Annotated in this window: 26 protein-coding genes; 6 read left to right on the forward strand and 20 right to left on the reverse strand. The window is 73.0% G+C overall.

Annotated elements, in window-relative coordinates:
* Nucleotides 1-408: 408 nt before the first annotated feature.
* The 12 genes from tyrS to MWU57_RS05920 form a co-directional block, all read right to left on the reverse strand.
* A complete protein-coding gene (gene tyrS / locus MWU57_RS05865) occupies nt 409-1,668 on the reverse strand; it encodes a tyrosine--tRNA ligase (protein ID WP_246907976.1) in 1,260 nt (419 codons plus the stop codon).
* An 85-nt stretch (nt 1,669-1,753) separates the two neighbouring features.
* On the reverse strand, nt 1,754-2,431 hold the full coding sequence (locus MWU57_RS05870) for a DNA-3-methyladenine glycosylase (RefSeq protein WP_246907978.1): 678 nt from the start codon (nt 2,429-2,431) through the stop codon (nt 1,754-1,756).
* A complete protein-coding gene (locus MWU57_RS05875) occupies nt 2,428-3,051 on the reverse strand; it encodes a uridine kinase (RefSeq protein ID WP_106267875.1) in 624 nt (207 codons plus the stop codon). Before MWU57_RS05875 ends, MWU57_RS05870 begins: the two co-directional genes overlap by 4 nt.
* Nucleotides 3,052-4,521 carry an argininosuccinate lyase gene (gene argH / locus MWU57_RS05880; protein WP_246907979.1) on the reverse strand — a complete coding sequence of 490 codons (1,470 nt, stop codon included), beginning with the start codon at nt 4,519-4,521 and terminating at the stop codon, nt 3,052-3,054.
* A 2-nt stretch (nt 4,522-4,523) separates the two neighbouring features.
* The gene (locus tag MWU57_RS05885; protein ID WP_106267879.1) at nt 4,524-5,753 is read right to left on the reverse strand and encodes an argininosuccinate synthase; all 1,230 of its coding nucleotides are present in this window, start codon (nt 5,751-5,753) and stop codon (nt 4,524-4,526) included.
* A 45-nt stretch (nt 5,754-5,798) separates the two neighbouring features.
* Nucleotides 5,799-6,335, reverse strand: coding sequence for an arginine repressor (locus MWU57_RS05890; protein ID WP_106267881.1), 537 nt, complete (start codon nt 6,333-6,335; stop codon nt 5,799-5,801).
* On the reverse strand, nt 6,332-7,264 hold the full coding sequence (gene argF, locus MWU57_RS05895) for an ornithine carbamoyltransferase (protein ID WP_246907981.1): 933 nt from the start codon (nt 7,262-7,264) through the stop codon (nt 6,332-6,334). Before argF ends, MWU57_RS05890 begins: the two co-directional genes overlap by 4 nt.
* Nucleotides 7,264-8,520, reverse strand: a complete 1,257-nt coding sequence (locus tag MWU57_RS05900) for an acetylornithine transaminase (RefSeq protein ID WP_246907983.1) — start codon at nt 8,518-8,520, stop codon at nt 7,264-7,266. The genes argF and MWU57_RS05900 overlap by 1 nt, the downstream gene beginning before the upstream one ends.
* Entirely contained in the window at nt 8,517-9,479 is a 963-nt protein-coding gene (gene argB, locus MWU57_RS05905; protein ID WP_246907985.1) for an acetylglutamate kinase, read from the reverse strand. The genes MWU57_RS05900 and argB overlap by 4 nt, the downstream gene beginning before the upstream one ends.
* Nucleotides 9,476-10,666, reverse strand: a complete 1,191-nt coding sequence (argJ, locus tag MWU57_RS05910) for a bifunctional glutamate N-acetyltransferase/amino-acid acetyltransferase ArgJ (RefSeq protein WP_246907988.1) — start codon at nt 10,664-10,666, stop codon at nt 9,476-9,478. Before argJ ends, argB begins: the two co-directional genes overlap by 4 nt.
* Nucleotides 10,663-11,742 (reverse strand): N-acetyl-gamma-glutamyl-phosphate reductase, encoded by a 1,080-nt coding sequence (gene argC / locus MWU57_RS05915; RefSeq protein ID WP_246907991.1) that lies wholly within the window; start codon nt 11,740-11,742, stop codon nt 10,663-10,665. The genes argJ and argC overlap by 4 nt, the downstream gene beginning before the upstream one ends.
* Before the next feature lie 68 nt (nt 11,743-11,810).
* Nucleotides 11,811-12,305: a GNAT family N-acetyltransferase gene (locus MWU57_RS05920; RefSeq protein ID WP_308221143.1), complete on the reverse strand. Its 495-nt coding sequence runs from the start codon at nt 12,303-12,305 to the stop codon at nt 11,811-11,813.
* Between the two features lie 34 nt (nt 12,306-12,339).
* On the opposite strand from MWU57_RS05920, the gene MWU57_RS05925 reads away from it, so the two are divergent.
* From MWU57_RS05925 to MWU57_RS05935, 3 genes are all read left to right on the forward strand, one after another.
* Nucleotides 12,340-13,323 (forward strand): quinone oxidoreductase, encoded by a 984-nt coding sequence (locus MWU57_RS05925; protein ID WP_106267892.1) that lies wholly within the window; start codon nt 12,340-12,342, stop codon nt 13,321-13,323.
* 45 nt (nt 13,324-13,368) lie between these two features.
* Entirely contained in the window at nt 13,369-14,166 is a 798-nt protein-coding gene (locus tag MWU57_RS05930) for a methyltransferase domain-containing protein (RefSeq protein ID WP_246907994.1), read from the forward strand.
* Nucleotides 14,167-14,270: 104 nt separating this feature from the next.
* A complete protein-coding gene (locus tag MWU57_RS05935; protein ID WP_246907996.1) occupies nt 14,271-15,056 on the forward strand; it encodes an LLM class F420-dependent oxidoreductase in 786 nt (261 codons plus the stop codon).
* Nucleotides 15,057-15,116: 60 nt separating this feature from the next.
* Here the strand turns inward: MWU57_RS05935 and MWU57_RS05940 are convergent, their stop codons facing one another.
* Genes MWU57_RS05940 through thpR form a run of 4 tightly spaced genes read right to left on the reverse strand, consistent with a single transcriptional unit; the run spans nt 15,117 to nt 20,281 of the window.
* Nucleotides 15,117-15,968, reverse strand: coding sequence for an SDR family NAD(P)-dependent oxidoreductase (locus tag MWU57_RS05940; protein ID WP_246907998.1), 852 nt, complete (start codon nt 15,966-15,968; stop codon nt 15,117-15,119).
* Nucleotides 15,961-18,525: a phenylalanine--tRNA ligase subunit beta gene (gene pheT / locus MWU57_RS05945; RefSeq protein WP_246908001.1), complete on the reverse strand. Its 2,565-nt coding sequence runs from the start codon at nt 18,523-18,525 to the stop codon at nt 15,961-15,963. The genes MWU57_RS05940 and pheT overlap by 8 nt, the downstream gene beginning before the upstream one ends.
* Nucleotides 18,525-19,598 (reverse strand): phenylalanine--tRNA ligase subunit alpha, encoded by a 1,074-nt coding sequence (gene pheS / locus MWU57_RS05950; protein ID WP_106267905.1) that lies wholly within the window; start codon nt 19,596-19,598, stop codon nt 18,525-18,527. Before pheS ends, pheT begins: the two co-directional genes overlap by 1 nt.
* Before the next feature lie 35 nt (nt 19,599-19,633).
* A complete protein-coding gene (gene thpR / locus MWU57_RS05955) occupies nt 19,634-20,281 on the reverse strand; it encodes an RNA 2',3'-cyclic phosphodiesterase (RefSeq protein ID WP_106267907.1) in 648 nt (215 codons plus the stop codon).
* 113 nt (nt 20,282-20,394) lie between these two features.
* Here thpR and MWU57_RS05960 point away from each other — a divergent pair, with 113 nt between their 5' ends.
* Nucleotides 20,395-20,754 (forward strand): hypothetical protein, encoded by a 360-nt coding sequence (locus MWU57_RS05960; protein WP_106267908.1) that lies wholly within the window; start codon nt 20,395-20,397, stop codon nt 20,752-20,754.
* A 58-nt stretch (nt 20,755-20,812) separates the two neighbouring features.
* On the opposite strand, the gene MWU57_RS05965 is transcribed toward MWU57_RS05960, so the two are convergent.
* The 4 genes from MWU57_RS05965 to infC form a co-directional block, all read right to left on the reverse strand.
* Nucleotides 20,813-21,676 carry an RNA methyltransferase gene (locus MWU57_RS05965; protein ID WP_246908002.1) on the reverse strand — a complete coding sequence of 288 codons (864 nt, stop codon included), beginning with the start codon at nt 21,674-21,676 and terminating at the stop codon, nt 20,813-20,815.
* Between the two features lie 44 nt (nt 21,677-21,720).
* Nucleotides 21,721-22,104, reverse strand: a complete 384-nt coding sequence (gene rplT, locus MWU57_RS05970; protein ID WP_106267912.1) for a 50S ribosomal protein L20 — start codon at nt 22,102-22,104, stop codon at nt 21,721-21,723.
* A 61-nt stretch (nt 22,105-22,165) separates the two neighbouring features.
* A complete protein-coding gene (rpmI, locus tag MWU57_RS05975) occupies nt 22,166-22,360 on the reverse strand; it encodes a 50S ribosomal protein L35 (RefSeq protein WP_106267914.1) in 195 nt (64 codons plus the stop codon).
* Nucleotides 22,361-22,462: 102 nt separating this feature from the next.
* Nucleotides 22,463-23,194 (reverse strand): translation initiation factor IF-3, encoded by a 732-nt coding sequence (gene infC / locus MWU57_RS05980; protein WP_243401025.1) that lies wholly within the window; start codon nt 23,192-23,194, stop codon nt 22,463-22,465.
* Nucleotides 23,195-23,550: 356 nt separating this feature from the next.
* Here infC and MWU57_RS05985 point away from each other — a divergent pair, with 356 nt between their 5' ends.
* Both MWU57_RS05985 and MWU57_RS05990 read left to right on the forward strand, forming a co-directional pair.
* Nucleotides 23,551-23,994 carry a Fur family transcriptional regulator gene (locus tag MWU57_RS05985; RefSeq protein ID WP_106267918.1) on the forward strand — a complete coding sequence of 148 codons (444 nt, stop codon included), beginning with the start codon at nt 23,551-23,553 and terminating at the stop codon, nt 23,992-23,994.
* A gap of 80 nt (nt 23,995-24,074) precedes the next feature.
* Entirely contained in the window at nt 24,075-25,526 is a 1,452-nt protein-coding gene (locus MWU57_RS05990) for a catalase (RefSeq protein WP_246908004.1), read from the forward strand.
* Nucleotides 25,527-25,569: the final 43 nt, after the last annotated feature.

The following is a 25,569-nucleotide window of genomic DNA, read 5'->3' on the forward strand; positions in this document are numbered from 1 at the left end:
TGGCATTGACTATCAAGCACACTGTTGAGTTCTCAAACAACCGACGCACACCATCCACGACCGGAACACCGTCCCGACCCCGTCCGGGGCAACCCTTCAACCTTACCCGATCCGATCTTCGTGGTCAACCTGCGCTCTGTCAGCGCCAGCCGGCCGAACATCGGTGGGTCCTCGATCGTCGGGCACATTACTGTACCCGATCTGAAGGTCGAGGTGAACACCCACGAGACCGGCCACCGGTACCCAGCCCGTGGGCTGTCTCCTCGGTGTCCGTGCCTCCCTCTCGGGCGAACGACCAGAACATTACACACGCTCTGGCGCGACGACCAAATCCGCAGGTCAGCGCACATCTTGAGCCTTCTCGAGCACGTTCGACGCGTGCTCGAGAAGGCCCCGCAGGCGCGGACGTCAGTCCGCGACGGCGACGGCGAGCGTCTTCTTGCCCCGCCGCAGCACGGCGTACCGGCCGTGCAGCAGGTCCTCCGCCCGCAGGACGGCGTCCTCCGACTCCACCTTGGTGTTGTTGACGTAGGCACCGCCGTCCGCCATGGCTCGCCGGCCCGCGGCGCGGGAGGCGACCAGCCCGCTGCCGACCAGGGCGTCCAGCACCGGTGTTCCGACGGCGACCTCGGCCCGCGGCAGCTCCGCCGTCGCCGCACCGAGCGTCTCGGCGTCGAGCGTGGCGAGCTCGCCCCGACCGAACAGCGCCTGGCTCGCCGCGACGACCGCCTCGGTCGCTGCGGCGCCGTGCACCAGCGTCGTGACGTCTGCGGCGAGGGTCTTCTGGGCCACGCGTGCGAAGGGGCGCTCCGCCACCTCGCGCTCCAGCTCGGCGATCTCCTCGCGCGAGCGGAAGGTGAAGATCTTCAGCCACGGCACGACGTCGGAGTCGGACGCGTTCAGCCAGTACTGGTAGAAGGCGTACGGGCTCATCAGGTCGGGCGCCAGCCAGACGGCACCGCCCTCGGTCTTGCCGAACTTGGTGCCGTCGGCCTTGGTGATCAGCGGGGTCGTCATGACGTGGACGGCCTCACCCTCGGTCCGCCGCACGAGCTCGACGCCGGAGAGCAGGTTGCCCCACTGGTCGTTGCCCCCGGTCTGCAGGGTCACCCCGTGGCGCCGGTAGAGCTCCAGGAAGTCGATGCCCTGCAGGATCTGGTAGCTGAACTCCGTGAAGCTGATGCCCTCGTCCGAGCTCAGCCGGCGCGCCACCGTGTCCTTCGCCAGCATGGTGCCGAGCCGGTAGTGCTTGCCGACGTCGCGCAGGAAGTCGATCGCCGACATCCCGGCGATCCAGTCGAGGTTGTTGACCAGGACGGCGGGGTTGTCCCCCTCGAAGTCGAGGAAGCGCGAGATCTGCGCCTTGAGCCGCTCGGACCAGTCGGCGACCGTCTCCTTCGTGTTGAGCACCCGCTCGCCGGACTGCCGAGGGTCGCCGATCATCCCTGTCGCGCCGCCCACCAGCGCGACGGCGCGATGGCCGGCACGCTGCAGGTGCCGCAGCAGGATGAGCTGGACGAGATGGCCGTGGTGCAGGCTCGGCGCCGTCGGGTCGAAGCCGCAGTAGTACGCGATCGGACCCTCCGAGAGCGCGTCGCGCAGCGCAGCCTCGTCGGTGGTCTGCGCCACCAGGCCCCGCCAGTGCAGCTCGTCGAGAACGTCGGTCACCGTGTGCTCCTTGAGGTGGTTCGTCGCGGCCCGGACGAGCCGCCCACCTAGTGTGCCCGATGCGGCCACCGCGTCACCGCACGTCTCAGCGCACGCGTCGTGCCACCGGCCGGTACGCCGACACGCTCGGCTCGTCGACGAGCCACGACCGCCAGCCGAACCGCGACGGGTCGGCGCCCTCGCCACCGACGCCGACGCGGGGCCCGGTCGCGATGGTGCGCGGCAGCGGGTCCACGGGCAGGTGCACGACGACGGCGCCGTCGGCGTCCGTGACGCCCACGCCGTCGTCCTCGCGATCGAGCGCGAGAGCCACCGTGAGCCGCGCGGGCCCGCGGGCGATCTGACGGTCCGAGTCGCAGCGCCCCGCGGCCGTGCGACGTGAGCGCGCGAGGTCGGTCCCGGCGACGACCTCTCCGGCGCGCAGCAGGACGGCCGAGGCGGTCCCGGCCGGCCCGCACACCACGTTCACGCAGTGGTGCAGGCCGAGGTGACGGTAGACGTAGAGACGACCGGGTGCGCCGAACATGGACCGGTTGCGCTCCGTGCGGCCCCGGTAGGCGTGCGACGCGGGGTCGACGGCCCCCGCGTACGCCTCGACCTCGGTCAGGCGGAGCGTGACGTCGCCCTCCGGCGTCCGCCGCGTGACGTAGGCACCGAGCAGGTCGCGGGCCACGGTGTGCACGTCCCGGTCGTACCAGGACGGCCCGGGAACCTGCCACGGCGCGGTGGGCACCTGCGCCGGACCCGCCGTCGTGCCTGTCATCCCGCCTCCCGAGGACCCGGTGCCGTGGCGCGCGGCCGGCCGAGGCCGTCGAGGTGGACGTCGGCCCTCGCGCACGTCTGCTCCGCAGCGTAGTGGGCCGCCTCGTCGGCCATCCACCGCTGCCAGTGCGCTCGTGCCGCCTCCCCGTCACGCACGAGACCGCGGTGCAGGCGCTCGGCGTCGTCGGCCTCGACCCAGATGCGCAGCGCGGCCCACGGGTCCACCTGCCGTGCGGCCGCACCGCACCCCTCGACGACGAGGAACGGCGCCGGCTCCACGGTGTGCGCCTCGGCGTAGGAACCGGTGACCCAGTCGAACCGTCGGTACTCCCCCGCCCTGCCGGCCACCAGCGGCTCCAGGACCCACGAACGCAGCCGCGCCGCCCCACCGCCGGGCCCCGCCTCCCAACCCTCGTAGAGGTCGTCCATGTGCACCACCTGGCACGCCAGCTCGACGGCGAGCTGCGTGGCGAGCGTCGTCTTGCCCGACCCGGCCGGGCCGTCGACGCAGACCAGCCGGGTGCGTCGCCAGGGAGCCGGCGCACCCGGTCCCGGCAGGCGCGGCGCGCCGTCGTGCACCCGCTGCACGACGGCGGCCAGCACCTCCGCGCCGACGCTCACTCAGCCCTCGGCCCAGAACCTGAACTCGGTGGCGCGCTCCTTGGCCGCCTCCAGCTGTTCCGCCACGCGCCGCGGCGACGTCCCGCCCACGCCGTCCCGGGAAGCGACGGAGCCCTCGACGGTCAGGACCTCGCGCACCGCCGGCGTGAGGTGCGCCGAGATGGCCGCGAGGTCCTCGTCCGAGAGGTCCCACAGCTCGATGTCGCGCTCCTCGCACACCCGGACGCAGGCGCCGGCGACCTCGTGCGCCACCCGGAACGGCACCCCGGAGCGCACCAGCCACTCCGCCACGTCGGTGGCCAAGGAGAACCCCTGCGGCGCGAGCTCCGCCATCCGGTCCGTGTCGAACGTCAGCGTGCGCACCATGCCGGCGAAGGCCGGCAGCAGCACGGTCAGCGTGTCGACCTGGTCGAAGACCGGCTCCTTGTCCTCCTGCAGGTCCCGGTTGTACGCGAGCGGGAGTCCCTTCAGTGTCGCCAGGAGGCCCGTGAGGTCACCGATCAGGCGCCCGGACTTGCCGCGTGCCAGCTCGGCGATGTCCGGGTTCTTCTTCTGCGGCATGATGCTCGACCCGGTCGACCAGGCGTCGTCGAGGCGGACGAACCCGAACTCCTTGGTGTTCCACGTGATGACCTCCTCGGAGAACCTGGAGAGGTCCACGCCGATCATCGCGGCGACGAACGCGAACTCCGCGACCACGTCCCGTGCGGCGGTGCCGTCGATGGAGTTCTCGACCGGGCCGTCGAAACCCAGCTCGGCGGCCACCGCGGCCGGGTCCAACCCCAACGACGAACCGGCGAGGGCCCCGGACCCGTACGGCGACCGGGCGGCCCGCACGTCCCAGTCGATGAGCCGGTCCACGTCGCGCAGCAGCGGCCACGCGTGGGCCAGCAGGTGGTGGGCCAGCAGCACCGGCTGGGCGTGCTGCAGGTGCGTGCGGCCCGGCATGACGGCGTCGCCGGCGGCCTCCGCCTGGGAGATGAGCTCGTCGACCACCGTGACGACCTGCTGGGCGATCAGGCGGGCGTTCTGGCGCAGGTACATCCGCACCTGCGTGGCGATCTGGTCGTTGCGCGACCGCCCGGCGCGGAGCTTGCCGCCCAGCTCGTCCCCTGCCCGCTCCAGGAGCCCTCGCTCGAGGGCCGTGTGCACGTCCTCGTCCCCGAGCCGGGGCAGGAAGGTGCCGTCCTCGACGTCGGCCCGCAGCCGGTCGAGCGCCTCGAGCATGGCCGTCAGCTCGTCGTCGGTGAGCAGGCCTGCCCGGTGCAGCACCCTGGCGTGGGCCCGCGACCCGGCGACGTCGTACGCGGCGAGCCGCCAGTCGAAGTGGGTCGACTGCGACAGCGCCTGGAGCTCCGGCGACGGGCCGCCGGCGAACCGGCCGCCCCAGAGGCTCACCGACGCGGGGCTGTCGAGGGTGCCGTACGTCGCGTGCGCGCCGTCGTCCGACCGCTTGTCGATCTCGCCCATGATCAGAGGTCCCCGGTGCCGAAGTCGACGCCGTTGCCGAAGCGCTCGTCGCGGGCGGCGGCCTGCTTGGCGGCGAGACCGTAGATCTCGATGAAGCCCTTGGCGTGCGACTGGTCGAACGAGTCACCCTCGTCGTAGGTCGCGAGGTTGAAGTCGTACAGCGCGGCGTCGGACCGCCGCCCGGTCACGGTGGCGCGGCCGCCGTGGAGCACCATGCGGATGTCGCCGGAGACGTACTTCTGGGTCTCGTCGACGAACACGTCGAGGTTCTTCTTCAGGGGGCTGAACCACATGCCGTCGTAGACCAGCTCCGACCAGCGCTGCTCGACGCCCTTCTTGAAGCGTGCCTGCTCGCGCTCCAGGGTCACGTTCTCGAGCTCCTGGTGCGCCGCGATGAGCGCCATGGCACCCGGCGCCTCGTACACCTCGCGGGACTTGATGCCCACGAGGCGGTCCTCGACGATGTCGATCCGGCCCACGCCCTGGGCGCCGGCCCGGCGGTTCATCTCCATGATCGCCTGGAGCGGCGAGACCGCGACGCCGTCGAGCGCGACGGGCACACCCCCGTCGAACGTGACGACGACCTCGTCGGCGACCGGCGGGAACGTCGGGTCGTCGGTGTAGGAGTAGACGTCCTTGGTGGGCTCGTTCCAGATGTCCTCGAGGAAGCCCGTCTCGACGGCGCGGCCCCACACGTTCTGGTCGATCGAGAACGGGTTCTTCTTCGTCGTCGCGATCGGCAGGTCGTGCTTCTCCGCGTAGTCGATCGCCTTCTCCCGCGTCAGGGCGAGGTCGCGCACCGGGGCGATGGTCTTGAGGTCCGGCGCCAGCGAGGTGGTGGCCACCTCGAACCGGACCTGGTCGTTGCCCTTGCCGGTGCAGCCGTGCGCCACGGTCTGCGCGCCGAACTGCCGGGCGGCGCGCACCATGTGCTTGACGATGACCGGCCGCGAGATCGCCGAGACGAGGGGGTAGCGGTCGAGGTAGAGACCGTTGGCCTTGAGCGCCGGCATGCAGTACTCGTCGGCGAACTCGTCGCGCGCGTCGGCCACGTAGGCCTCCACGGCGCCGCAGTCGAGGGCGCGCTGGCGGATCATCTCCATGTCCTCGCCGCCCTGGCCGACGTCGACGGCGACGGCGACGACCTCAGCACCGGTGGCCTCGGCGATCCAGCCGATCGCCACCGAGGTGTCCAGGCCGCCGGAGTAGGCGAGCACCACGCGTTCAGTCATGAAAGGTCATCCTTGCTGTGCGGTTGAGGGTCGAGTCTGACAGGCTCACGCGTCCGGTGACGCCGTGAGCTCGAGGAACCGGGCGGCGAGCTCGTCGCCGCCGGCCGGGTCCCGGGCGATCACGAGGATCGTGTCGTCCCCGGCGATGCAGCCGAGGACCCCGGGGAAGACGGAGTGGTCGATGGCGGAGGCCAGGTAGTTGGCCGCCCCCGGTGGTGTGCGCAGGACGACCTGGTTGCCGGACGCCTCGGCCGAGACCAGGAGGTCGGCGCAGAGCCGGGCCAGACGGGCCGCCAGGTAGCCGGTGTCGTGGCCGCCGACCCCGGCCGCCTGCACGCTGCGGTCGCCGCCCTCGCCGGGCACGGCGTAGACGAGCGAACCGCCGGCGCTGCGGACCTTCTCGGCCCGCAGCTCGATGAGGTCGCGGGAGAGCGTGCCCTGGGTGACGGACAGGCCTTCGTCGGCGAGCTCGCGGGCGAGCTCGGCCTGCGAGTGGATCGCGGTGCGGCGCACGATCTCCACGATGCGGGCGTGCCGTGCCGCCTTCGTGGTGAGCGGGCCGTGGGCAGGTGCGGTGCTCATCGCTGCTCCAGCAGGAACGTCAGGACGGCCTTCTGGGCGTGCAGGCGGTTCTCCGCCTCGTCCCAGACGACGGACCGGGGACCGTCGATCACCTCGGCGGCGACCTCCTTGCCGCGGTAGGCGGGCAGGCAGTGCAGGAAGATCGCGTCCTGCTTGGCCCGTGCCAGGAGGTCGGGCGTGACCTGGTACGGCAGCAGGTCGGCGACGCGCTCGGCGGCCTCGTCCTCGTCGCCCATCGACACCCAGGTGTCGGTCACCACGACGTCGGCGCCGACGACGGCGGCCTCGGCGTCCGTGGTGACCTCGACGGAGCCGCCGGTCGTCCCGGCGATCCCGGCCGCTCGGGCCACGACGTCGTCGTCCGGGAGGTACCCCGCGGGACCGCAGACGACGACGTGCAGGCCGGCGGTCGCCCCGGCGAGCAGGTACGACACCGCCATGTTGTTCGCCGCGTCCCCGACGTAGACGAGCCGCTGGCCCGGCAGGGCGGCGAGGCCACCGCGGTGCTGCGCGACGGTGAGCAGGTCGGCCAGGAGCTGGCACGGGTGGAAGTCGTCCGTGAGGGCGTTCACCACGGGTACCCGCGAGACGGCGGCCATCTCCTCGATCCGGTCCTGGCCGAACGTCCGCCAGACGATCGCGGACACCTGCCGGTCCAGCACCCGGGTGACGTCGGCCACGGACTCGCGCACCCCGACCTGGGCGAGCCGCCCGTCCACCATGACCGGGAAGCCGCCCATCTCGGCGATCCCCGTCGAGAAGGAGACCTGCGTGCGCAGGGTCGGCTTGTCGAACAGGAGGGCCACGCCCTGGGGCCCGGCCAGCGGCGTCCGGACGGTGCGGTCCTCGCGGAACGCCATGGCGAGCTCGAGCACCTCGCGCTGCTCGGCCGGCGTGAGGTCGTCGTCACGCAGGAAGTGGCGGGGCATCATGCCTCCTCCGGGTTCTCGGGGACGGTGACGCCGGCGAAGAAGCGCGCGGCGTCCAGGGCCTGGTCGGCGGTCAGGACGAGGGGCGGCGCCAGCCGGACGGCGTCCGGCGCGACGGCGTTGACGATGATCCCGGCGTCGAGGGCGGCGGCGGCGACCTGCGGTGCCACGGGACGCGAGAGCTCGACGGCGAGCAGCAGGCCGTGCCCGCGGACGCCCCGGACCAGCGGGTTGCCGCCGGCCATGATCGCCTGGCGCAGGACCTTGCCGACCTCCGGGGCGCGGGCCAGCAGGCGGTCGCGCTCGATCACGCCGATCGTGGCCAGGCCGGCCGCCGCGGCGACGGGGTTCCCACCGAACGTCGTGCCGTGCTGCCCGCGGCCCAGCAGCGTCGCCGCCCGCTCCCCCAGCGCCACGACCGCCCCCACGGGGAAGCCGCCCCCGAGCCCCTTGGCCAGCGTCACGACGTCGGGCACGACGCCCCCGCCGATCTCCGGCTGCTGGAAGGCGAACCAGGCGCCCGTGCGCCCCATGCCCGTCTGGACCTCGTCGAGCACGAGGAGCGCGCCGGCGGCGCTCGTGAGGCGCCGGCCCAGCGCCAGGTATCCCGCCGGCAGCGCCCGGACACCGGCCTCGCCCTGCACGGGCTCGACGACGAGTGCCGCGACCTCGCCCCGCTCGGCGACGGCGTCCGGGGAGAACGCGGCCTCCAGCGCGTCGGTGTCACCGAAGGGCAGGTGCTCGACGCCGCCGGGCAGCGGTTCGAAGGGTTCGCGGTAGGCCGGCTTGTGCGTGAGGGCCAGCGCACCCATCGTCCGCCCGTGGAACCCGCCCTCGAGAGCCAGCACCCGGGTCCGGCCCGTGCGTCGGGTCATCTTGAAGGCCGCCTCGTTGGCCTCCGTGCCGGAGTTCGTGAAGAAGACCTTCGAGCCCTCCGGGGCCCCGGCGAGTTGCAGCAGCCGCTCGGCCAGCGTGATCTGCGTGGGCGTGCCGAAGAAGTTCGACACGTGGCCGAGCGTGCCGAGCTGCGCGCTCACGGCGGCGGTGAGCGTGGGGTGGGCGTGGCCGAGGACGTTGACCGCGATGCCGGCGAGCAGGTCCAGGTACCGCTTGCCCTCCGCGTCCCACACGTACGCACCCTCGCCGCGCACCAGGATCCGCTGGGGCGGGCCGAAGGTGTCCATCACCGAGCGGGTGTACGCCTCGGTCCACCCGGCGGCGCTCAGGTCCCGGGCGGTGCTGATGAGCTCGCTCATGCGTCCACGCTCGCAGTCTCGGGGTCGGGGTCGGGGACGACCATCGTGCCGTTGCCGCGGGAGGTGAAGACCTCCAACAGCACGGAGTGGGGCTGGCGGCCGTCGATCACGGAGGCCCGCGGCACGCCGCCCTGGACGGCTCGCAGGCACGCCTCCATCTTCGGGACCATGCCGGAGGTCAGGCTGGGCAGCAGCGTCGCCAGCTCGCCGGCCGTGATCTGCTCCACCAAGGAGGTCGGGTCGGGCCAGCTCGTGTACAGGCCCTCGACGTCGGTGAGCACGATGAGCTTCTTCGCGCCGAGCGCCACCGCGAGCGCCGCCGCGGCGGTGTCCGCGTTGACGTTCAGCACCTGGGTGGGATCGTCGACGTCAGGGGCGACCGTGGAGACCACCGGGATGCGGCCCGCCTCGAGCAGGTCCTCCACCGCGGAGGGGTTCACCTGGACCACGTCGCCCACCAGACCGACGTCCACGGGCTCGCCGTCGACCGTGGCGTGGCGGCGCACCGCACCGAACAGTCCGCCGTCCTCCCCCGACAGCCCGACGGCGCGGGGCGCGTGGGCGTTGACCAGGCCGACGAGCTCCCGCGAGACCTGGCCGGTGAGGACCATCCGCACGACCTCCATCGCCTCCGGGGTGGTGACCCGCAGGCCACCTCGGAACTCGGAGGCGATGCCGACCCGGTCCAGCATCTTCGAGATCTGCGGACCGCCGCCGTGCACGACCACGGGGCGCAGGCCGACCTGGCGCAGGAAGACCATGTCCTGGGCGAACGCGGCCTTGAGGTCGTCGTCGATCATGGCGTTGCCGCCGTACTTGACCACGACGAGCGCTCCGGCGAACTCCTGCAGCCACGGCAGGGCCTCGATGAGGACCTCCGCCTTCTGGTCAGGACGCAGGCCCGTCCGGGTGTCGAACCCCGGCCCGGCGGCAGCACCGATCGTCTCGTGGTCGCTCATGAGGAGTACGCGCTGTTCTCGTGGACGTAGTCGTGCGTGAGGTCGTTGGTCCAGACGGTGACCTCGGCGTCGCCGGCGTGCAGGTCGACCTCCACGTGGACCTCGCGGTCGGCGGCCAGGTCGACGAGCTCCCGCGGCTCGCCGACACCTCCTGCCCGGCAGACCTGCACGCCGTTGACGGAGACGTCGAGCGTCAGCGGGTCGAAGGGCGCGACCTCGGGCGGCACCGTGCCGACGGCGGCGAGCACGCGGCCCCAGTTCGGGTCGTTGCCGAACACGGCGGCCTTGAAGAGGTTGGACCGGGTCACGGCGCGGGCGCACGCGAGCGCGGCGTCCTCGGTGGTCGCGTTCCGCACGGTGACCGCGATGTCGTGGCTCGCGCCCTCCGCGTCCGCGACGAGCTGGCGCGCCAGCGACGCGGTGACCTCGGTGATCGCTGCCGTCAGTTCCTCGAGACCGGTCTCGACGCCCGACGCCCCGCTCGCGAGCAGGATCACGGTGTCGTTGGTGGACATGCAGCCGTCGGAGTCGACGCGGTCGAACGTCGTGCGGGTGGCGGCGCGGAGCGCGGCGTCGGCGACGGCGGGGTCCACCACGGCGTCGGTGGTGATCACGGAGAGCATCGTGGCGAGCCCGGGCGCGAGCATGCCTGCGCCCTTCGCCATGCCGCCGACGGTCCAGCCGTCACGTTCGGCGACCGCGGTCTTGGCGACCGTGTCGGTGGTCATGATCGCGTGCGCGGCGTCCGTGCCGCCGTCGGCAGCCAAGGAACCCGCTGCGGCGTCCACGCCACCGAGCAGGGCTTCCAGGTCGAGACGGATGCCGATGAGGCCCGTGCTGCACACGAGGACGTCGCCCGCACCGACCTCGTCGTCGGGAGTCGAGGCGCCGGCCGACAGGACGGCCGCGACGTGCTCGGCCGTGCGGTGCGTGTCCGCGAACCCCTCGGGGCCGGTGCAGGCGTTGGCACCGCCGGAGTTGAGCACGACGGCGCGCGCGGCGCCGTCCGAGACCGCCTGCCGCGTCCAGACCACCGGCGCGGCCTGCACGCGGTTGGTCGTGAGCACCGCGGCGGCCGTGCGCCGGGGCCCGTCGTTGACGACGAGCGCGACGTCACGCCCGCCCGAGGCCTTGAGGCCGGCGGCGACGCCGGCGGCCCGGAAACCTGCCGGTGCGGTGATGCTCACGGTGCGACTCCTTCGGTGCCGAGGCCGGCCGTCTCCGGCAGGCCGAGGGCGAGGTTCATGGCCTGGACCGCCTGGCCGGCGGTGCCCTTGACCAGGTTGTCGAGGGCGGTCACCGTCACGACGCGGCCGGCGGCCTCGTCGAGAGCGACCTGGACGAGCGCCGTGTTGGCCCCGAGGGTCGCTGCCGTCGACGGCCACTGACCTTCGGGGAGCAGCTCGACGAACGGCTCGTCCGCGTAGGCGCCCGCCCAGGCCTCGCGCACCTGCGCGGACGTCGCGTCCTCGTGCCCCGGCGCCAGACGCGCCGTGACGGTGGCGAGGATCCCGCGCGACATCGGCACGAGCGTCGGGGTGAAGCTGATCGTCACCTCGGCCGCACCCGCGGTCCGCAGGTTCTGGGTGATCTCCGGGATGTGCCGGTGCGTGCCGCCGACGGCATAGGGTGCGGCAGCGCCGAGCCCCTCGGCGGCGAGCAGGTGCGGCTTGAGCGCCTTGCCCGCGCCGGAGTAGCCGTTGGCGAGCACCGCGACGAGGTCGGTCGGGTCGAGCAGTCCGGCGGCGATGCCCGGCTGCAGGCCGAGCGTCACGGCGGTCACGTTGCACCCGGGTACCGCGATCCGTCGGGCACCGGCCAGGTGGTCGCGCTGGCGGGTGCCGTCGGCGTGGGCCAGCTCGGGCAGCCCGTAGGGCCAGGTGCCGGCGTGGGACGAGCCGTAGAAGGCCTCCCAGTCCGCCGCCGACGCCAGCCGGTGGTCGGCGCCGAGATCGAGCACGAGGACGTCGTCGGGCAGCTGCGCCGCGATCTCTCCCGACGCGCCGTGCGGCAGCCCGAGCACGACGACGTCGTGCCCCGCGAGCACCTCGGCCGTGGTCGGCTCGAGCACCCGGTCGGCCAGCGAGCGCAGGTGCGGCTGCAGCTCACCCAGACGGCTGCCCGCGGTGGAGTGCGCGGTGAGGGCACCGATCTCCAGGTGCGGGTGCGCCACGGCGAGGCGCAGGAACTCTCCGCCGGCGTATCCCGACGCACCGGCGACGGCGACGCGCAGCGGGGTGGGGGTGTCCGGTGTGCTGACCATGCATCGCACTATACATACATATGCGCCACTCAGTGAAGATATTCCACGACGTGGTCAGAGCGAGGCGGTCATACCAGGCTGCGGTACATCACGTGCAGCCCGACCTCGCCGTGCGCGGGGCTGCGGAACGCCCCGGGCACCGTGCCGACGATCTCGAAGCCCAAAGACCGCCACAGCCGCACCGCGGCCGTGTTGGACTCGACCACCGCGTTGAACTGGATGCCGCGGTACCCCTCCGCGCGGAGCCGGTCGACGACGTGCACGGCCAGCGCCCGGCCGACGCCACGGCCGCGCGCGGCCTCGGCGACCATGAACGACGCCGTGCCGACGTGGTCGCCGTGGCCCAGGCGGTTGGGCCCCATCTTCGCAGTGCCGAGCACGACCCCGGCCTCCACGGCGACGACGGTGCGGCCGGGTGGCCGCTCCATCCAGAGCTCGCACGCCTGCCCGGACGTCAGGTCGAGAGGATAGGCGTAGGTCTCGCCGGCACGGACGACCGCCTCGACGACGGGCCACAGGAGCGGCCAGTCGGCGTCGGTCGCGGTGCGGATCTCCAGGCTCACGGCCACAGGCTACGGCGGGTCGTAGGCTCGGACCATGCGTGCAGTCGTGGCCCGTGCGGCGGGCGGTCCCGAGGTCCTGGAGCACATCGAGCGTCCCGACCCGGAGCCCGGGCCGGGCGAGCTGCTCGTGCGCGTGGCTGCGGCGGGGGTGAACTTCATCGACACCTACCGGCGCGCGGGCGTCTACCCGATGGACTACCCGCACGTGGTCGGCGTCGAGGGCTCCGGCACGGTCGAGGCGTGCGGTCCGCAGGTCCACGGGTTCGCCGTCGGCGACCGCGTCGCCTGGCACCAGGCACCCGGGTCGTACGCCGAGCTCGCCGTGGTCGGCGCCGACGTCGCGGTGCACGTGCCCGCCGGCCTCGACCTGAGAACGGCGGCGGCCCTCCCCCTGCAGGGCATGACGGCGCACTACCTGGTCGCCTCGACGTTCGAGGTCGGTCTGGGTCACGACGTCCTGCTCACCGCCGGCGCCGGCGGCGTCGGCCTCCTCGCGACACAGCTCGCCGCGGCGCGGGGCGGACGGGTGCTGACCACCGTCTCGACGCCGGAGAAGGCGGCACTGTCGTCCGCGGCGGGAGCGGCCCACACCATCGACTACGCGGCGATGGACGACCTCACGGCCGAGCTGCCCGCCGTCGTGCACGAGCTGACCGACGGAGCCGGCGTCCACGTGGTGTACGACGGCGTCGGCGCGGCGACCTTCGACGCCTCGCTGGCGTCGTTGCGTCCGCGAGGGACCCTGGTGCTGTTCGGCGGGGCGTCGGGACAGGTGCCACCGTTCGACCTGCAGCGGCTCAACGCGGGTGGATCGCTCTACGTCACCCGCCCCACGCTCGCGCACTACACCGCGACCCGCGCGGAGCTGGAGTGGCGGGCCGGCGAGGTGCTCGGCGCCGCGGCCGACGGCGACCTCGAGGTGCGCGTCGGGGCGACCTACCCGTTGGCGGAGGCCGCCGCAGCGCACACGGCCCTCGAGGGCCGGGCGACGACCGGCAAGGTGCTCCTGCTCCCCTAGCATTGTATCTTGACATCAAGATACTTGATGTCAAAGGAGCCTGCCGTGCCCGACTGGTCCCCCACCGCCTACCTGCGATACACCGACGAACGGTCGCGGCCGTTCGCGGAGCTCCTAGCGCGCGTTCCCGGCCGACCCGCCACCGTGGTCGACCTCGGCTGCGGGCCGGGCCACCTCACCAGGCGGCTGCGCGCCCGGTGGCCCGACGCCGACGTCCTGGGCATCGACGCCTCCCCCGCCATGATCGAGCGGGCGGCCGGGGACAACGCCGACCCCCACGTGCGGTACGAGGTCGCCGACCTGCGCGACCTCACCCGCGGCCGTGCGTCGGTGGCAGGCGCCGACCTCGTCCTCAGCAACGCTGCGCTGCAGTGGGTGCCCGACCACCGCCGGTACCTGGCACCGTTGGCCGCGACGGCCGCCCAGACCTTCGCCTTCCAGGTGCCCGGCAACCACGACGCCCCCAGCCACACCCTGCTCCGCGAGGTCGCGGCCCGCGCACCGTACGCCGACGTCGTCGGGGCGGTGCCCCGCCGCGCGACCGCCGACCCGGCCGAGTACCTCGACCTGCTCGCCGCGCCCGGCTGGGCCGTCGACGCGTGGGAGACCACCTATACCCATGTGCTGGACGGCCCGGACCCGGTGCTGCGGTGGATCGCCGCGACGGGGGCGCAGCCCACGCTCCAGGCCCTGGCGGCGCACGACGCCGCCCACGGCACCGCGCTGCACGCGGCCTTCGAGGCGGAGTACGGCGCGGCGCTCCGTGACGCCTACCCCGAGCGGTCCTGCGGGACACCGCTGGCGTTCCGGCGCGTCTTCGTCGTCGCGACGCGCGTCGGCTGACCGGCTCGTCCCCGCCGACCTGCTCGAAGACCGGGACGCGCAACCGTGTCGAGGTCGCCCGCTGGGCCATTGAGTCGGGTCTCGACGGGCGTTAGCGTGCCCGCATGACCTCACGCCCGCTCCGCATCGCCGTCCAGCTCCAGCCGCAGCACGCCGAGTACGCCGACCTGCGCGACGCCGTCCTGCGTGCCGAGGACGCCGGCGTCGACGTCGTGTTCAACTGGGACCACTTCTACCCGCTGACCGGCGACCTCGACGGCAAGCACTTCGAGTGCTGGACCATGCTCGGAGCCTGGGCGGAGCAGACCGAACGGGTCGAGATCGGCGCCCTCGTGACCGGCAACGGGTACCGCAACCCCGACCTGCTGGCCGACATGGCCCGCACGGTGGACCACATCAGCGGCGGGCGGCTCGTCCTCGGGATCGGTGCCGGCTGGAACCAGAAGGACTACGAGCAGTTCGGCTACGAGTTCGGCACGGCCGGCTCCCGCATCGCGCAGCTCAGCGCAGCGCTCCCCCGCATCCGCACACGGCTCGCCGCCGGGAACCCCGCACCGACGCGTGACGTCCCGCTGCTCATCGGCGGCGGGGGCGAGAAGAAGATGCTGCGGCTGGTCGCCGAGCACGCCGACATCTGGCACTCGTTCGGCGACGCCGAGGTCCTGCGCCGCAAGTCGGCGATCCTCGACGCCCACGGCGCCGACGTCGGACGGGACACGGCGCGGCTCGTCGAGCGGTCCGTCGGCGTCTCGCGGCCGCCGGCCGAGGTCGGTGACGCCGTCACCGCCGCCGGTGCGACGCTCCTGACCATCGGCGTCGACGGACCGGACTACGACCTGTCGCTCGTGGAGCAGTGGGTCGCCTGGCGCGACGAGCGCCGGCAGGACTGACGCTCAGGCGGCACCGGGCCGGCGCGCGCACGGTGGGCTCACGGTGAGCTCACGGTGGGCTCAGCGCCCCGTGAGGTCCGCACCCAACGGGTCCGCGCCGTTCGCCGGCAGCACGCGCAGGTGACGTGCCGTGGGCCCGGAGCCGCTCGCCACCATCTCCTGCAGCGAGGAGGGCGTGTCGTGGGTGACCCGGATGTACCAGCCCGCGCAGGCGTCCAGGGCACCGGTCGCGATCGCCGCGATCATCTCGACGGTCCGTTCCACCGGGGTCCACTCGGTCCGCTCGGCGTGCATCGGCATCGATCCCGTCATGTCGGTGGCCACCGTGCCCGGTGCCACCTCGAAGACCCGCAGGCCGCGCTCGGCACCGGCGGCGTCGAGGTGGTGGCCGAGACGCAGCAGCGCCGTCTTGCTGACGTTGTAGGCGCTCGCCGCCGTCATGTCGTGCGTGCCGGCCCCGCTGTTGAGGTCGACGACCCGCCCGCCGCCGCGGGACAGCATCCCGGGGACGAGGTGCCGGGCGAGGAGGAACGGTCCGCGGACGTTCGTCTCCACCACCGACCACCACTCGTCGGCGTCCGCCTCCCACAGCGGGACCTCCGTGTCGATGCGCCCGGCGTTGTTGACGAGCAGGTCGACACCGCCCAGGCCGCCCTCGGCGACCGGTGCGTCAGCACGCCCCACGGCCTCGGCGACCCCGTCCGGGTCGGTGACGTCGACCTCCAGCGCCAGCGCCGTCCGGCCGCGCTCGCGCACGAGGTCCGCGACCTCGGCGAGCAGCACGGCATCCCGGGCGAGGAGTGCTACGTCGAGTCCGGCGTCGGCCAGGCCGAGGGCGACCGCCCGGCCGATGCCCCGCGTGGCCCCGGTGACGAGCGCCGTCCGGGCGGCCGGGACGCTGTGCTCAGCCACGCAGGACCGCCCCCACCCGCTCGGCGGCGGCCACCACCACGCCGTCGCGCACGCTGCGCACGTCGTCGGCGCTCAGGGTGCGGTCGGCGGCGCGCAGGCGCAGCGAGTACGCGAGCGACTTCTTGCCCGCGCCGACCTGCTCGCCGGTGAAGACGTCGAAGAGGTTCACGTCCTCGAGGAGCTCCCCGGCCCCCGCCACGATCGCCGCACGGACGTCCTGCGCGGGGACTGCCGCGTCCACGACGAACGCGAAGTCCTCCTTGGCGGCGGGGAACGCCGAGACCGGGAAGGCCGCGACGGGCTCCCCGCTCGACGCCTCGACCAGCACCGACAGGTCGAGCTCGAAGGCCGACGTCCGGGCCGGCAGGCCGAGCCGCTCGACGACCTTGGGGTGCAGCTCGCCGGCGTGGCCGACGAGCGTCCCGTCCGGCAGCGAGAGGCGCGCGCACCGTCCGGGGTGCCACGGCTGGTGGTCCGGGTCGGCGGTCACGACCACGTCGACACCGACGACGTCGGCGACGAGGCGGGCCGCCTCGAGGGCGTCGGCCCAGTCCACCGACCGGCCCTCGCCCCACCATCCGGTGGGCACCGCGTGGCCCGCGAGCACACCGGCCACGCGACGCGGCTGCGGCGGGGTGGCGGCGGCGAGGGCCTCGAGCTGCTCCTCGCTCGGGCGGACGCCGACCGGGAGCTGTGGCGCGGCCGGGGCACCCGGCGTCGGGCGGGAGACCAGGCCGACCTCGAAGACGGCGACGTCGTCGAGACCCCGCGAGACGTTGCGGCGTGCGGCGTCCAGGAGCGTCACCAGGAGGTGCGTGCGCAGCAGCGGCTTGTCGTCCGCCAGCGGGTTCACGAGCCGCAGCGCCGCTCGGCGCGGGTCGTCGGCCGGCAGACCGAGGGCGTCCAGGTCGGCCTCGCCGACGAATGGGTAGGTAAGCACCTCCACGAGCCCGGCGTCCGCGAGCGCCCTGGCGACCGACCGGCGGGTGCGCTGCTCGGCGGTCAGACCGCGGCCGCCGCGCGCGGCCGGGAGGACCGACGGGATCTGGTCGTAGCCGGCGATCCGCACGACCTCCTCCACCAGCGTCGCCGGCTCGGTGAGGTCCGGTCGCCACGTGGGGGGCGTGACCTCCACCAGGTCGCCGGAGGCGTCGGCCACGGCGCAGCCGATCTGCGCGAGGATCCCGACGACCTGGCTACGGGTGTACGTGACGCCCGCCGTCCGCGAGGGCAGGGCCACGTCGAGGAGGATCGGCCGTGGCGGTGTCGTCGTGTCGAGGTCGCTCACGGCGGGGTCGGCCGTGCCGCCGGCCAGCTCGACCAGCAGGTCCACCACGCGCTGCGCCGCCACGGCGGGCAGGTGCGGGTCGACCCCGCGCTCGAACCGCTTGGCCGCCTCGGAGGGCAGCTTGTGCCGCCGGGCGGTCCGGGCGACGGAGACCTGGTCGAAGTGGGCGGCCTCGATCAGCACGTCGGTCGTGCTCCCCGTCACCTCCGAGGAGGCGCCTCCCATGACGCCGGCCAGACCGAGGATCCGCGAGCCGCGAGCGCCGTCCGGCGAGTCGGTGATCAGGAGGTCCTCGGTATCGAGGGCGCGGTCGACGTCGTCGAGCGTGGTCAGCCGCTCCGACGGTGCGGCCCGGCGCACCACGATCGGCTCGGCCACCTCGGTCAGGTCGTAGGCGTGCAGCGGCTGGCCCAGGTCGAGCATGACGTAGTTGGTCACGTCCACCGTCAGCGAGACGGACCGCATGCCCGAGCCCTCGAGCCGGCGCTTCATCCACGCCGGGGTCGGGGTCGACGGGTCGATGCCGCGCACGACGCGCGTCACGAACCGGTCGCAACCGACCCGGCCGTCGATCGGCGCGCCGTCCTCGACCGTGACGGCAAACCCGTCCGCGGTCGCGGCCGGCGGCGCCGTCGGCAAGGCGTCGGGCAGGCCGCGGTCCGTGAAGGCGGCCCCGGTGGAGTGCGCGTACTCCCGCGCCACACCGCGATAGCTGAAGGCGTACCCGCGGTCCGGCGTGACGTTGATCTCGAGGACCTCGTCACCCAGCCCGAGCAGTGCGATCGCGTCCTGGCCCGGGGCCAGGTCGGCGGCGTCGAAGCCGGCCTGCGTGAGCACGAGGATGCCGTCGTGGTCGTCGCCCAGCCCCAGCTCCTTCGTGGAGCAGATCATCCCGTCCGAGACGTGGCCGTAGGTCTTGCGCGCCGCGATCTCGAACCCGCCCGGCAGCACCGTGCCGGGCAACGAGACGACGACGAGGTCACCGACGCCGAAGTTGTGGGCACCGCAGACGATGCCGCGAGCGCCGTCGTCGTCGTTGTGCTCCGGGCCGACGTCGACGCGGCACCAGTTGATGGTCTTGCCGTTCTTCTGCGGCTCGCCCGTCAGCTCGAGGACACGTCCCACGACGAGGGGACCCGACACGGCGGCCGGGTGGATCTCCTCCTCCTCGAGACCGACCCGCACCAGGTCGGCGGCGAGCTGTTCCGTCGTCAGGTCCGACGGCAGCTCGACGTGGTCGGCGAGCCAGTCAGCAACGATGCGGGGCATCAGATCTCCGTCCCGAACTGGGTGGAGAAGCGCACGTCGCCCTCCACCATGTCGTGCATGTCAGCGATGGAGTGCCGCAGCATGAGGGTGCGCTCGATCCCCATGCCGAAGGCGAAGCCCGAGTACTCCTCGGGGTCCACGCCGGTGGCGCGCAGCACGTTGGGGTGCACCATGCCGCAGCCGCCCCACTCGATCCAGCCCGGGCCGCCCTTCTTCTGGGGGAACCACAGGTCCATCTCGGCACTGGGCTCGGTGAAGGGGAAGAAGCTCGGGCGCAGGCGCGTGCGGGCCTCGGGCCCGAACATCGCCCGGGCGAACGCGTCCAGCGTGCCGACCAGGTTGGCCATCGTCAGGCCCTTGTCGACGGCGAGGCCCTCGACCTGGTGGAAGACGGGCGTGTGCGTCGCGTCCAGGGCGTCGGTACGGAACGTCTTGCCGGGGCAGGCGATGTACAACGGCACACCACGCTCCAGCAGGGACCGGGCCTGCACCGGGGAGGTGTGCGTGCGCAGCACGAGGTTCGGGGCCGCGGCGTCCTGCGCTCCGTCGGTGCCCGCCACGTAGAACGTGTCCTGCATCTGACGGGCGGGATGGTCGGGCCCGAAGTTGAGGGCGTCGAAGTTGAACCACTCGGTCTCGACCTCGGGCCCGTCGGCGATCTCCCAGCCCAGGCCCACGAAGAAGTCGGCGATGCGCTCCTGGATCGACTCGATGGGGTGCCGGGCCCCTCGCGGCGCACGGCCCGTCGGCAGCGTGACGTCGACGGCCTCGTCGGCGAGGACCCGGGCGTCCCGCTCGGTCTCCAGCTCGCCCTGGCGGGCGGCCAGCGCCTGGTTGATGCGCCCGCGGCGAGGCCCGACGTTCTTCCCGGCGGCGGACTTGTCCGGCCCGGGCAGTCCCCCGATGGCGCGGTTGGCCAACGCCAGCGCGCTCCGGTCGCCGGTGTGACGCGTCCGGACGGCCTTCAGCGCGTCGAGGTCGGGAGCCGCGGCGATGTCGGCCAGCGCGGCCTCGACGGCCGTGTCGAGGGCGGCGACGTCCAGCGGATCGGGCAGCGGTTCGGGCGCAGACATGCGGGCCTTCCTGGAGATGAGCGTGGCGGCAGGGGTCAGTCTATGGGTCCGCCGAGCGGCACCACCGCGACCTCGCTGTGGGCCGGGCCGCCGGACCGACCGGCCCCGAGGACGGACTGCACGACGCGCACCTCGCGGACGGGCCAGGCGGGACCCCGGTAGACGGCCAGCGCACGCGCCCAGTGCGCGAACGGGGCGTCCTGGGGCGCCGCTCCCGCACCGCGGGATGGTGCGCCACCCCGGCGCCGGCTGCGCGCCGCTCCGACGCGGGCGGCCGACGCACGTGCGACCGTCAGGTGCGGACGGCCACCTGCCCGGTCCTGCCCACCCACGCCGGACACGTCTGCGGTCTCCGCCGCACCAGCGGCGAGCGCACGGAGGCCGTCGACGTCGCCGCCCACGCCGAGCCACAGGGTCCGGCCCCCGAACGTCCCGCTGCCGGCCAGGAACACGTCGAACGGGTCGACCTGACCCAGCGCCGCGGTGAGCGCCTCGACGTATCCGGGCACCGCGCCGTCGGGCACCTCGCCGTGGAACGCGAGCGTGACGTGCCGGTGCTCGCGAGGCACCCAGCGCAGCCCGCTGCCCGGCTGTGCCACGGCCGGACCGCCGACACCACCCAGGGCGAGGTCGAGGTGTGCCGCGGCCTGCGCGGACGGGTAGACCGCCGTGAAGAGTCGCACGCGTCGATGCTAGGCCCCTCGTGCGGCCGGACGACATCTCGCCCGGGTGCATCCGCACAGCACCTCGGGGCCGAAGGTTCCCTTGTACAGCCCCCGAAGGAGAGGACAGTCCCATGCACCGCACGATCATCACCGCAGCCTCGGCCGCCCTGGCGGCGCTCACCACCGTCGGTCTCGCCGCCGGCGCCGCCGCCGCGCCGCCCGAGGGCGCCGGGCAGGGCGGCAAGCCCGCGGGCGTCACCTGTCAGCAGTTCGGCCTCGGCGTGCTGCGCGACACCGGTGTGCTGACCGCGGTCGCGAAGGACGGCCTGGAGTACCCGATCGGCAGCGGGGAGACGATCCCGTTCAGCACCGTGCTGGCGATCCACCGCACGGACCCGGCCACCGCCAACGTCGTCCTCAAGGACTACGCCGCGGTGCTGCTCCCGGGTGTCGAGGTCGGGGCCGCGATCGACGCCGCCTGCCCGGCCTGAGTCCTGTCCGTCCCGGCGGGGACGTCGCGGTGCCGCGACCTTCCCGCCGGGACGGTGCTCAGCGCTGCGCGCGGCTCGAGGCGTACAGGCAGACGGTGGCGGCCGTCGCGAGGTTGAGGGACTCGGCCGCCCCGCGGATCGGCACGCGGACGACGGCGTCGGCGAGCTCGCGGTCGGCCTCGTCCAGTCCCCGGGCCTCGTTGCCGAAGACCCAGGCGGTCGACGCCGCCAGGTCGGGCACCGCTGCCGGACGGCCGGCCGCGCCCGCCACGTCCAGGAGCTCGTCCAGGTCGTGGTCGCCGGCGCCGTCGGCGGCGAGCACCGAGCACCCGCTCGAACGGACGGCTCGCACGACCTCGGCGAGCGGCACGCCCGAGACCACCGGCAGGTGGAAGAGCGAACCAGCCGTGGAGCGCACGACCTTCGGGTTGTGCACGTCGACGCTCTCGCCGGCGAGGACGACGAGGTCGGCACCGGCGGCATCGGCGGCCCGGACCACCGTGCCGGCGTTGCCGGGGTCGCGCACGGTCGCCAGCACGGCGACGAGCAGCGGCCGACGACGGCCCTCGGCGAGCGACCCGAGCGCTTCCGCCAGCGTCGGCCGCACCGCCCGCACGACCGCGAGGACGCCCTGCGCGTCCGGGCTCATGGCCGCCAGCACCTCGGGCGTGCCGACGTGGACGAACAGGCCCGCCTCCAGGGCGGCCTCGTAGATCTCTCGATAGCGCTGTGCCGCGGCCTCGGTGAGGTAGAGGTCGCGCACGGCGGACGGCGCGCACCGGACCGCCTCACGCACCCCCTGCGGTCCTTCGACGAGGAACTGGCCGTGCTGGGAACGCGCAGGACGCCCGGACAGCGCCCTGACCTGCTTGACGCGCGCCGCTCGCGGGTTGGCGAGGGTCACGTCGGGGATGCGGGGCATCGGCAGGTGGGCGGGTCCGGGCGTCCGGGTGGTGCGACGCAGGCTCAGGCGGCCTTGGGCGCGTTGACGTCCGTGGGGAGGGCGTCCTTGGCGACCTGGACCAGCGCGTTGAACGCTGCGATGTCGTTGACCGCGAGCTCGGCGAGCATGCGACGGTCGACCTCGACGCCCGCGGCCTTGAGGCCCTGGACGAAGCGGTTGTAGGTCATCCCCTGCGCGCGGGACGCAGCGTTGATGCGCTGGATCCACAGCTTGCGGAAGTCACCCTTCTTGGCCTTCCGGTCGCGGTACGAGTAGACGAAGGAGTGGGTGACCTGCTCCTTGGCCTTCCGGTACAGGCGCGAGCGCTGGCCGCGGTAGCCGCTGGCGCGCTCGAGGGTCGTACGGCGCTTCTTGTGGGCGTTGACCGCCCGCTTCACGCGTGCCACGTGATGCTCCTTGCAGTTCGGGTCGGAAGATGGCTACCGGCGGGATCGCCGCCGGCGAGGCTCACTTGCCGAGCAGCTTCTTGATTCGCTTGACGTCGGCGGGTGCGACGTCCTGGTCCACGGCGAGCCGACGCGTACGGCGGCTCGACTTGTGCTCGAGGTAGTGGCGAGCGTTGGTCTGCTCGCGCATGAGCTTGCCCTTGCCGGTCACCCGGAAGCGCTTCTTGGAGCCGGAGTGCGTCTTGTTCTTCGGCATGACTGCCGTCTCTCCTCGTGTCGGTCAACCGCCCGAGGGCGGATGACGTGATGCTGACCGCGGCCGGTGCGCCGGCCCGGTGTCAGGTGGTCTGTCGAGCCGTCAGCTGGGCCGCTGGCTCGGCTTGGGTGCGGGCCGCGGCGCCGACGTCGACTCGTCCTGCTCCGGAGCCGGGGCCTCGGCGGGCTGCTCGGCCGGTGCGGCCGCCTTCTCCTCCGAAGCGGCCTTGGCGCGAGCCTCGGCCTTGACCTCCGACTTGGTCTTGCGCTGGGCGTCCACCGCGGCGGAGCGCTTGCGCTGCTCGCTCTTGGCGTCGGCCTTCTTCTTGACCGGTCCGAGGACCATGGTCATGTTGCGCCCGTCCTGCTTCGGCATGGACTCGACGAAGCCGAGCTCGGCCACGTCGTCCGCGAGCCGCTGCAGCAGCCGCACGCCCATCTCGGGGCGGGACTGCTCACGACCACGGAACATGATCATGACCTTGACCTTGTCGCCGGCCGACAGGAAGCGCTCGACGTGGCCCTTCTTGGTGGCGTAGTCGTGCGGGTCGATCTTGAGGCGGAACCGGATCTCCTTGAGGAGAGTGTTCGCCTGCTTGCGGCGCGCCTCGCGCGCCTTCATGTCCGACTCGTACTTGAACTTGCCGAAGTCCATGAGCTTGGCCACGGGCGGCCGGGCTTCCGGCGCCACCTCGACGAGGTCGAGGTCGGCGTCCTGCGCCAGCTTGAGGGCGACCCCTGTGGCGACCACGCCGACCTGTTCCCCGCCCGGGCCGATGAGCCGGACCTCGGGGACGCGGATCCGGTCGTTGATGCGAGGCTCGCTGATGGTGATGCTCCTAGAAGTCGTCGTGAGACCGCCAGGAACGAGGGAAGGCCCCCGACCTGAGCGAGCAGGTGGAGGCCATCGGTCCGGTGACGTCGAGCGCGAACGCCGACGACCGGGGCAGGACGACCTGAGTCGCCCGACCGGACCCGGCCCCTGTCGGCGCTGCCTCGCGGCGGGCGCTCGTCGGTGCTCGGGTGGGATGTTCTCCACTTGCTGCACCCGGCCGTCTAGCGGTCGGGTCGGTCAGCACATGAGACTAGCACGGGACACCGCCGCCCGGGCCAGCCCGGCGACACCCGCCGTGTCACGTTCGTCACCCGACTATGTTGGAATCGTTCCAGAGAACGTCGTAGGCTGCGGACATGGCCCACACCACCCCCGCCGTCACGGCGACCGCGGAGCACGAGCTCCTGCGTGGCGCCGGCCTGCGGGTGACCGGTGTCCGGCTCGCCGTCCTGCGTGCGCTGGACGGGCACGAGCACTCGACGGCCGACGACGTCGTGCGTGCCGTGCGCGCGGACCTCGGCACCGCGTCGGTGCAGGCGGTCTACGACTCCCTCAACGCCCTCTCCACGGCCGGGCTCCTGCGCCGGATGGAACCGGCGGGCCACCCCGCCCGGTACGAGCGCCGCGTCGGGGACAACCACCACCACATCGTGTGCCGCGGCTGCGGCCTCGTCGCCGACGTCGACTGCACCGTCGGTCACTCCCCCTGCCTGGCACCGAGCGACACCCACGGGTTCCGCGTCGACCTCGCCGAGGTGACCTTCTGGGGCACGTGCCCCCGGTGTGCCGAGCACCGTTGACCGACCGCTGCCCCGGCCTCTCCCGACCGTCATCCCGAGTTCCCCCGAGTTCCCCTGAAAGCCCTGAGAAAGGACGTCATATGACGACCCCGTACACGACGACGCAGACCGGCACGCCGGTCGCCAGCGACCAGTACTCGCTGACCGTCGGGTCCGACGGCCCCACCGTGCTGCACGACCGCTACCTGGTCGAGAAGCTCGCGTCGTTCAACCGCGAGCGCGTCCCGGAGCGCAACCCGCACGCCAAGGGTGGCGGCGCCTTCGGCGAGTTCGAGGTCACGGAGGACGTATCGCGGTACACCAGCGCCGCCGTGTTCCAGCCGGGCGCCAAGGCCGAGACCCTCCTGCGGTTCTCGTCCGTCGCCGGTGAGCAGGGCTCGCCCGACACCTGGCGCGACGTGCGGGGCTTCGCCCTGCGCTTCTACACCACCGAGGGAAACCTCGACGTCGTGGGCAACAACACCCCGGTGTTCTTCCTGCGCGACGCGATGAAGTTCCCGGACTTCATCCACTCGCAGAAGCGGCTCGGCGCCTCCGGCCTGCGCAACGCCGACATGCAGTGGGACTTCTGGACCCGGTCGCCGGAGTCGGCGCACCAGGTCACCTATCTCATGGGCGACCGCGGCCTGTCGACGTCGTGGCGCCACCTCAACGGCTACGGCTCGCACACGTACCTGTGGGTCAACGCCGCAGGCGAGCGGTTCTGGGTCCAGTACCACTTCATCTCCCACCAGGGCGTGGAGAACATGTCCCCGGAGGACGCCGAGCGCATCGCCGGTGAGGACGCGGACTACTACCGCCGCGACCTGTACGAGGCGATCGAGCGCGGCGAGCACCCCTCGTGGGACGTCAAGGTCCAGGTCATGCCGTACGAGGACGCGAAGACCTACCGGTTCAACCCGTTCGACATGACGAAGGTCTGGCCGCACGCGGACTACCCGCTGATCAAGGTCGGCACGTTCACGCTGAACCGCAACCCGCGCAACTTCTTCGCGGAGATCGAGCAGGCCGCGTTCTCGCCGGGCAACCAGGTGCCGGGCACCGGCATCTCGCCCGACAAGATGCTCATGGCCCGCGTGTTCGCGTACAACGACGCGCACCGCCACCGCATCGGCGCGAACTTCAACCAGCTGCCGGTGAACCAGCCGCACGCGGCCTCGGTGAGCACCTACATGCACGAAGGCCCGATGCAGTACCACTTCAACGGCCCCGAGCACCCCGTCTACACGCCGAACTCGTTCGGTGGCCCCGCGGCCGACCCGGCGCGGGGCACCGAGGCGACGTGGGAGTCGGACGGCGAGCTCATGCGTTCTGCGTACTCCCTGCACGCCGAGGACGACGACTTCGGCCAGGCCGGCACCCTGTACCGCGAGGTCTTCGACGACGCCGCCCGCGCGCGGTTCCTGGAGAACCTCACCGGTCAGGGGAAGTCGATCACCGTCGACGAGATCCGTGAGCGGTTCTTCCAGTACTGGACGAGCGTCGACGCGGAGCTGGGCGCCAAGCTCCGCACCGAGGTCGCCGCCGGCTGAGCCGGAGCGCGCAGAGGGTGGGGGCCGAGGGACGAGGCACCCG

This window comes from Isoptericola sp. S6320L (genome assembly GCF_023015685.1).
Taxonomy (GTDB): Bacteria; Actinomycetota; Actinomycetes; order Actinomycetales; family Cellulomonadaceae; genus Isoptericola; species Isoptericola halotolerans_A.

Excerpts from the sequence above, each read along its gene's own strand:
- MWU57_RS05870 (WP_246907978.1), bottom strand. The coding sequence starts at position 2,431 with ATGACAGGCACGACGGCGGGTCCGGCGCAGGTGCCCACCGCGCCGTGG.
- argH (WP_246907979.1), bottom strand. The coding sequence starts at position 4,521 with ATGGGCGAGATCGACAAGCGGTCGGACGACGGCGCGCACGCGACGTAC.
- MWU57_RS05885 (WP_106267879.1), bottom strand. The coding sequence starts at position 5,753 with ATGACTGAACGCGTGGTGCTCGCCTACTCCGGCGGCCTGGACACCTCG.
- MWU57_RS05890 (WP_106267881.1), bottom strand. The coding sequence starts at position 6,335 with ATGAGCACCGCACCTGCCCACGGCCCGCTCACCACGAAGGCGGCACGG.
- argF (WP_246907981.1), bottom strand. The coding sequence starts at position 7,264 with ATGCCCCGCCACTTCCTGCGTGACGACGACCTCACGCCGGCCGAGCAG.
- MWU57_RS05900 (WP_246907983.1), bottom strand. The coding sequence starts at position 8,520 with ATGAGCGAGCTCATCAGCACCGCCCGGGACCTGAGCGCCGCCGGGTGG.
- argB (WP_246907985.1), bottom strand. The coding sequence starts at position 9,479 with ATGAGCGACCACGAGACGATCGGTGCTGCCGCCGGGCCGGGGTTCGAC.
- argC (WP_246907991.1), bottom strand. The coding sequence starts at position 11,742 with ATGGTCAGCACACCGGACACCCCCACCCCGCTGCGCGTCGCCGTCGCC.
- MWU57_RS05925 (WP_106267892.1), top strand. The coding sequence starts at position 12,340 with ATGCGTGCAGTCGTGGCCCGTGCGGCGGGCGGTCCCGAGGTCCTGGAG.
- MWU57_RS05935 (WP_246907996.1), top strand. The coding sequence starts at position 14,271 with ATGACCTCACGCCCGCTCCGCATCGCCGTCCAGCTCCAGCCGCAGCAC.
- pheT (WP_246908001.1), bottom strand. The coding sequence starts at position 18,525 with ATGCCCCGCATCGTTGCTGACTGGCTCGCCGACCACGTCGAGCTGCCG.
- pheS (WP_106267905.1), bottom strand. The coding sequence starts at position 19,598 with ATGTCTGCGCCCGAACCGCTGCCCGATCCGCTGGACGTCGCCGCCCTC.
- MWU57_RS05960 (WP_106267908.1), top strand. The coding sequence starts at position 20,395 with ATGCACCGCACGATCATCACCGCAGCCTCGGCCGCCCTGGCGGCGCTC.
- MWU57_RS05965 (WP_246908002.1), bottom strand. The coding sequence starts at position 21,676 with ATGCCCCGCATCCCCGACGTGACCCTCGCCAACCCGCGAGCGGCGCGC.
- rpmI (WP_106267914.1), bottom strand. The coding sequence starts at position 22,360 with ATGCCGAAGAACAAGACGCACTCCGGCTCCAAGAAGCGCTTCCGGGTG.
- MWU57_RS05985 (WP_106267918.1), top strand. The coding sequence starts at position 23,551 with ATGGCCCACACCACCCCCGCCGTCACGGCGACCGCGGAGCACGAGCTC.
- MWU57_RS05990 (WP_246908004.1), top strand. The coding sequence starts at position 24,075 with ATGACGACCCCGTACACGACGACGCAGACCGGCACGCCGGTCGCCAGC.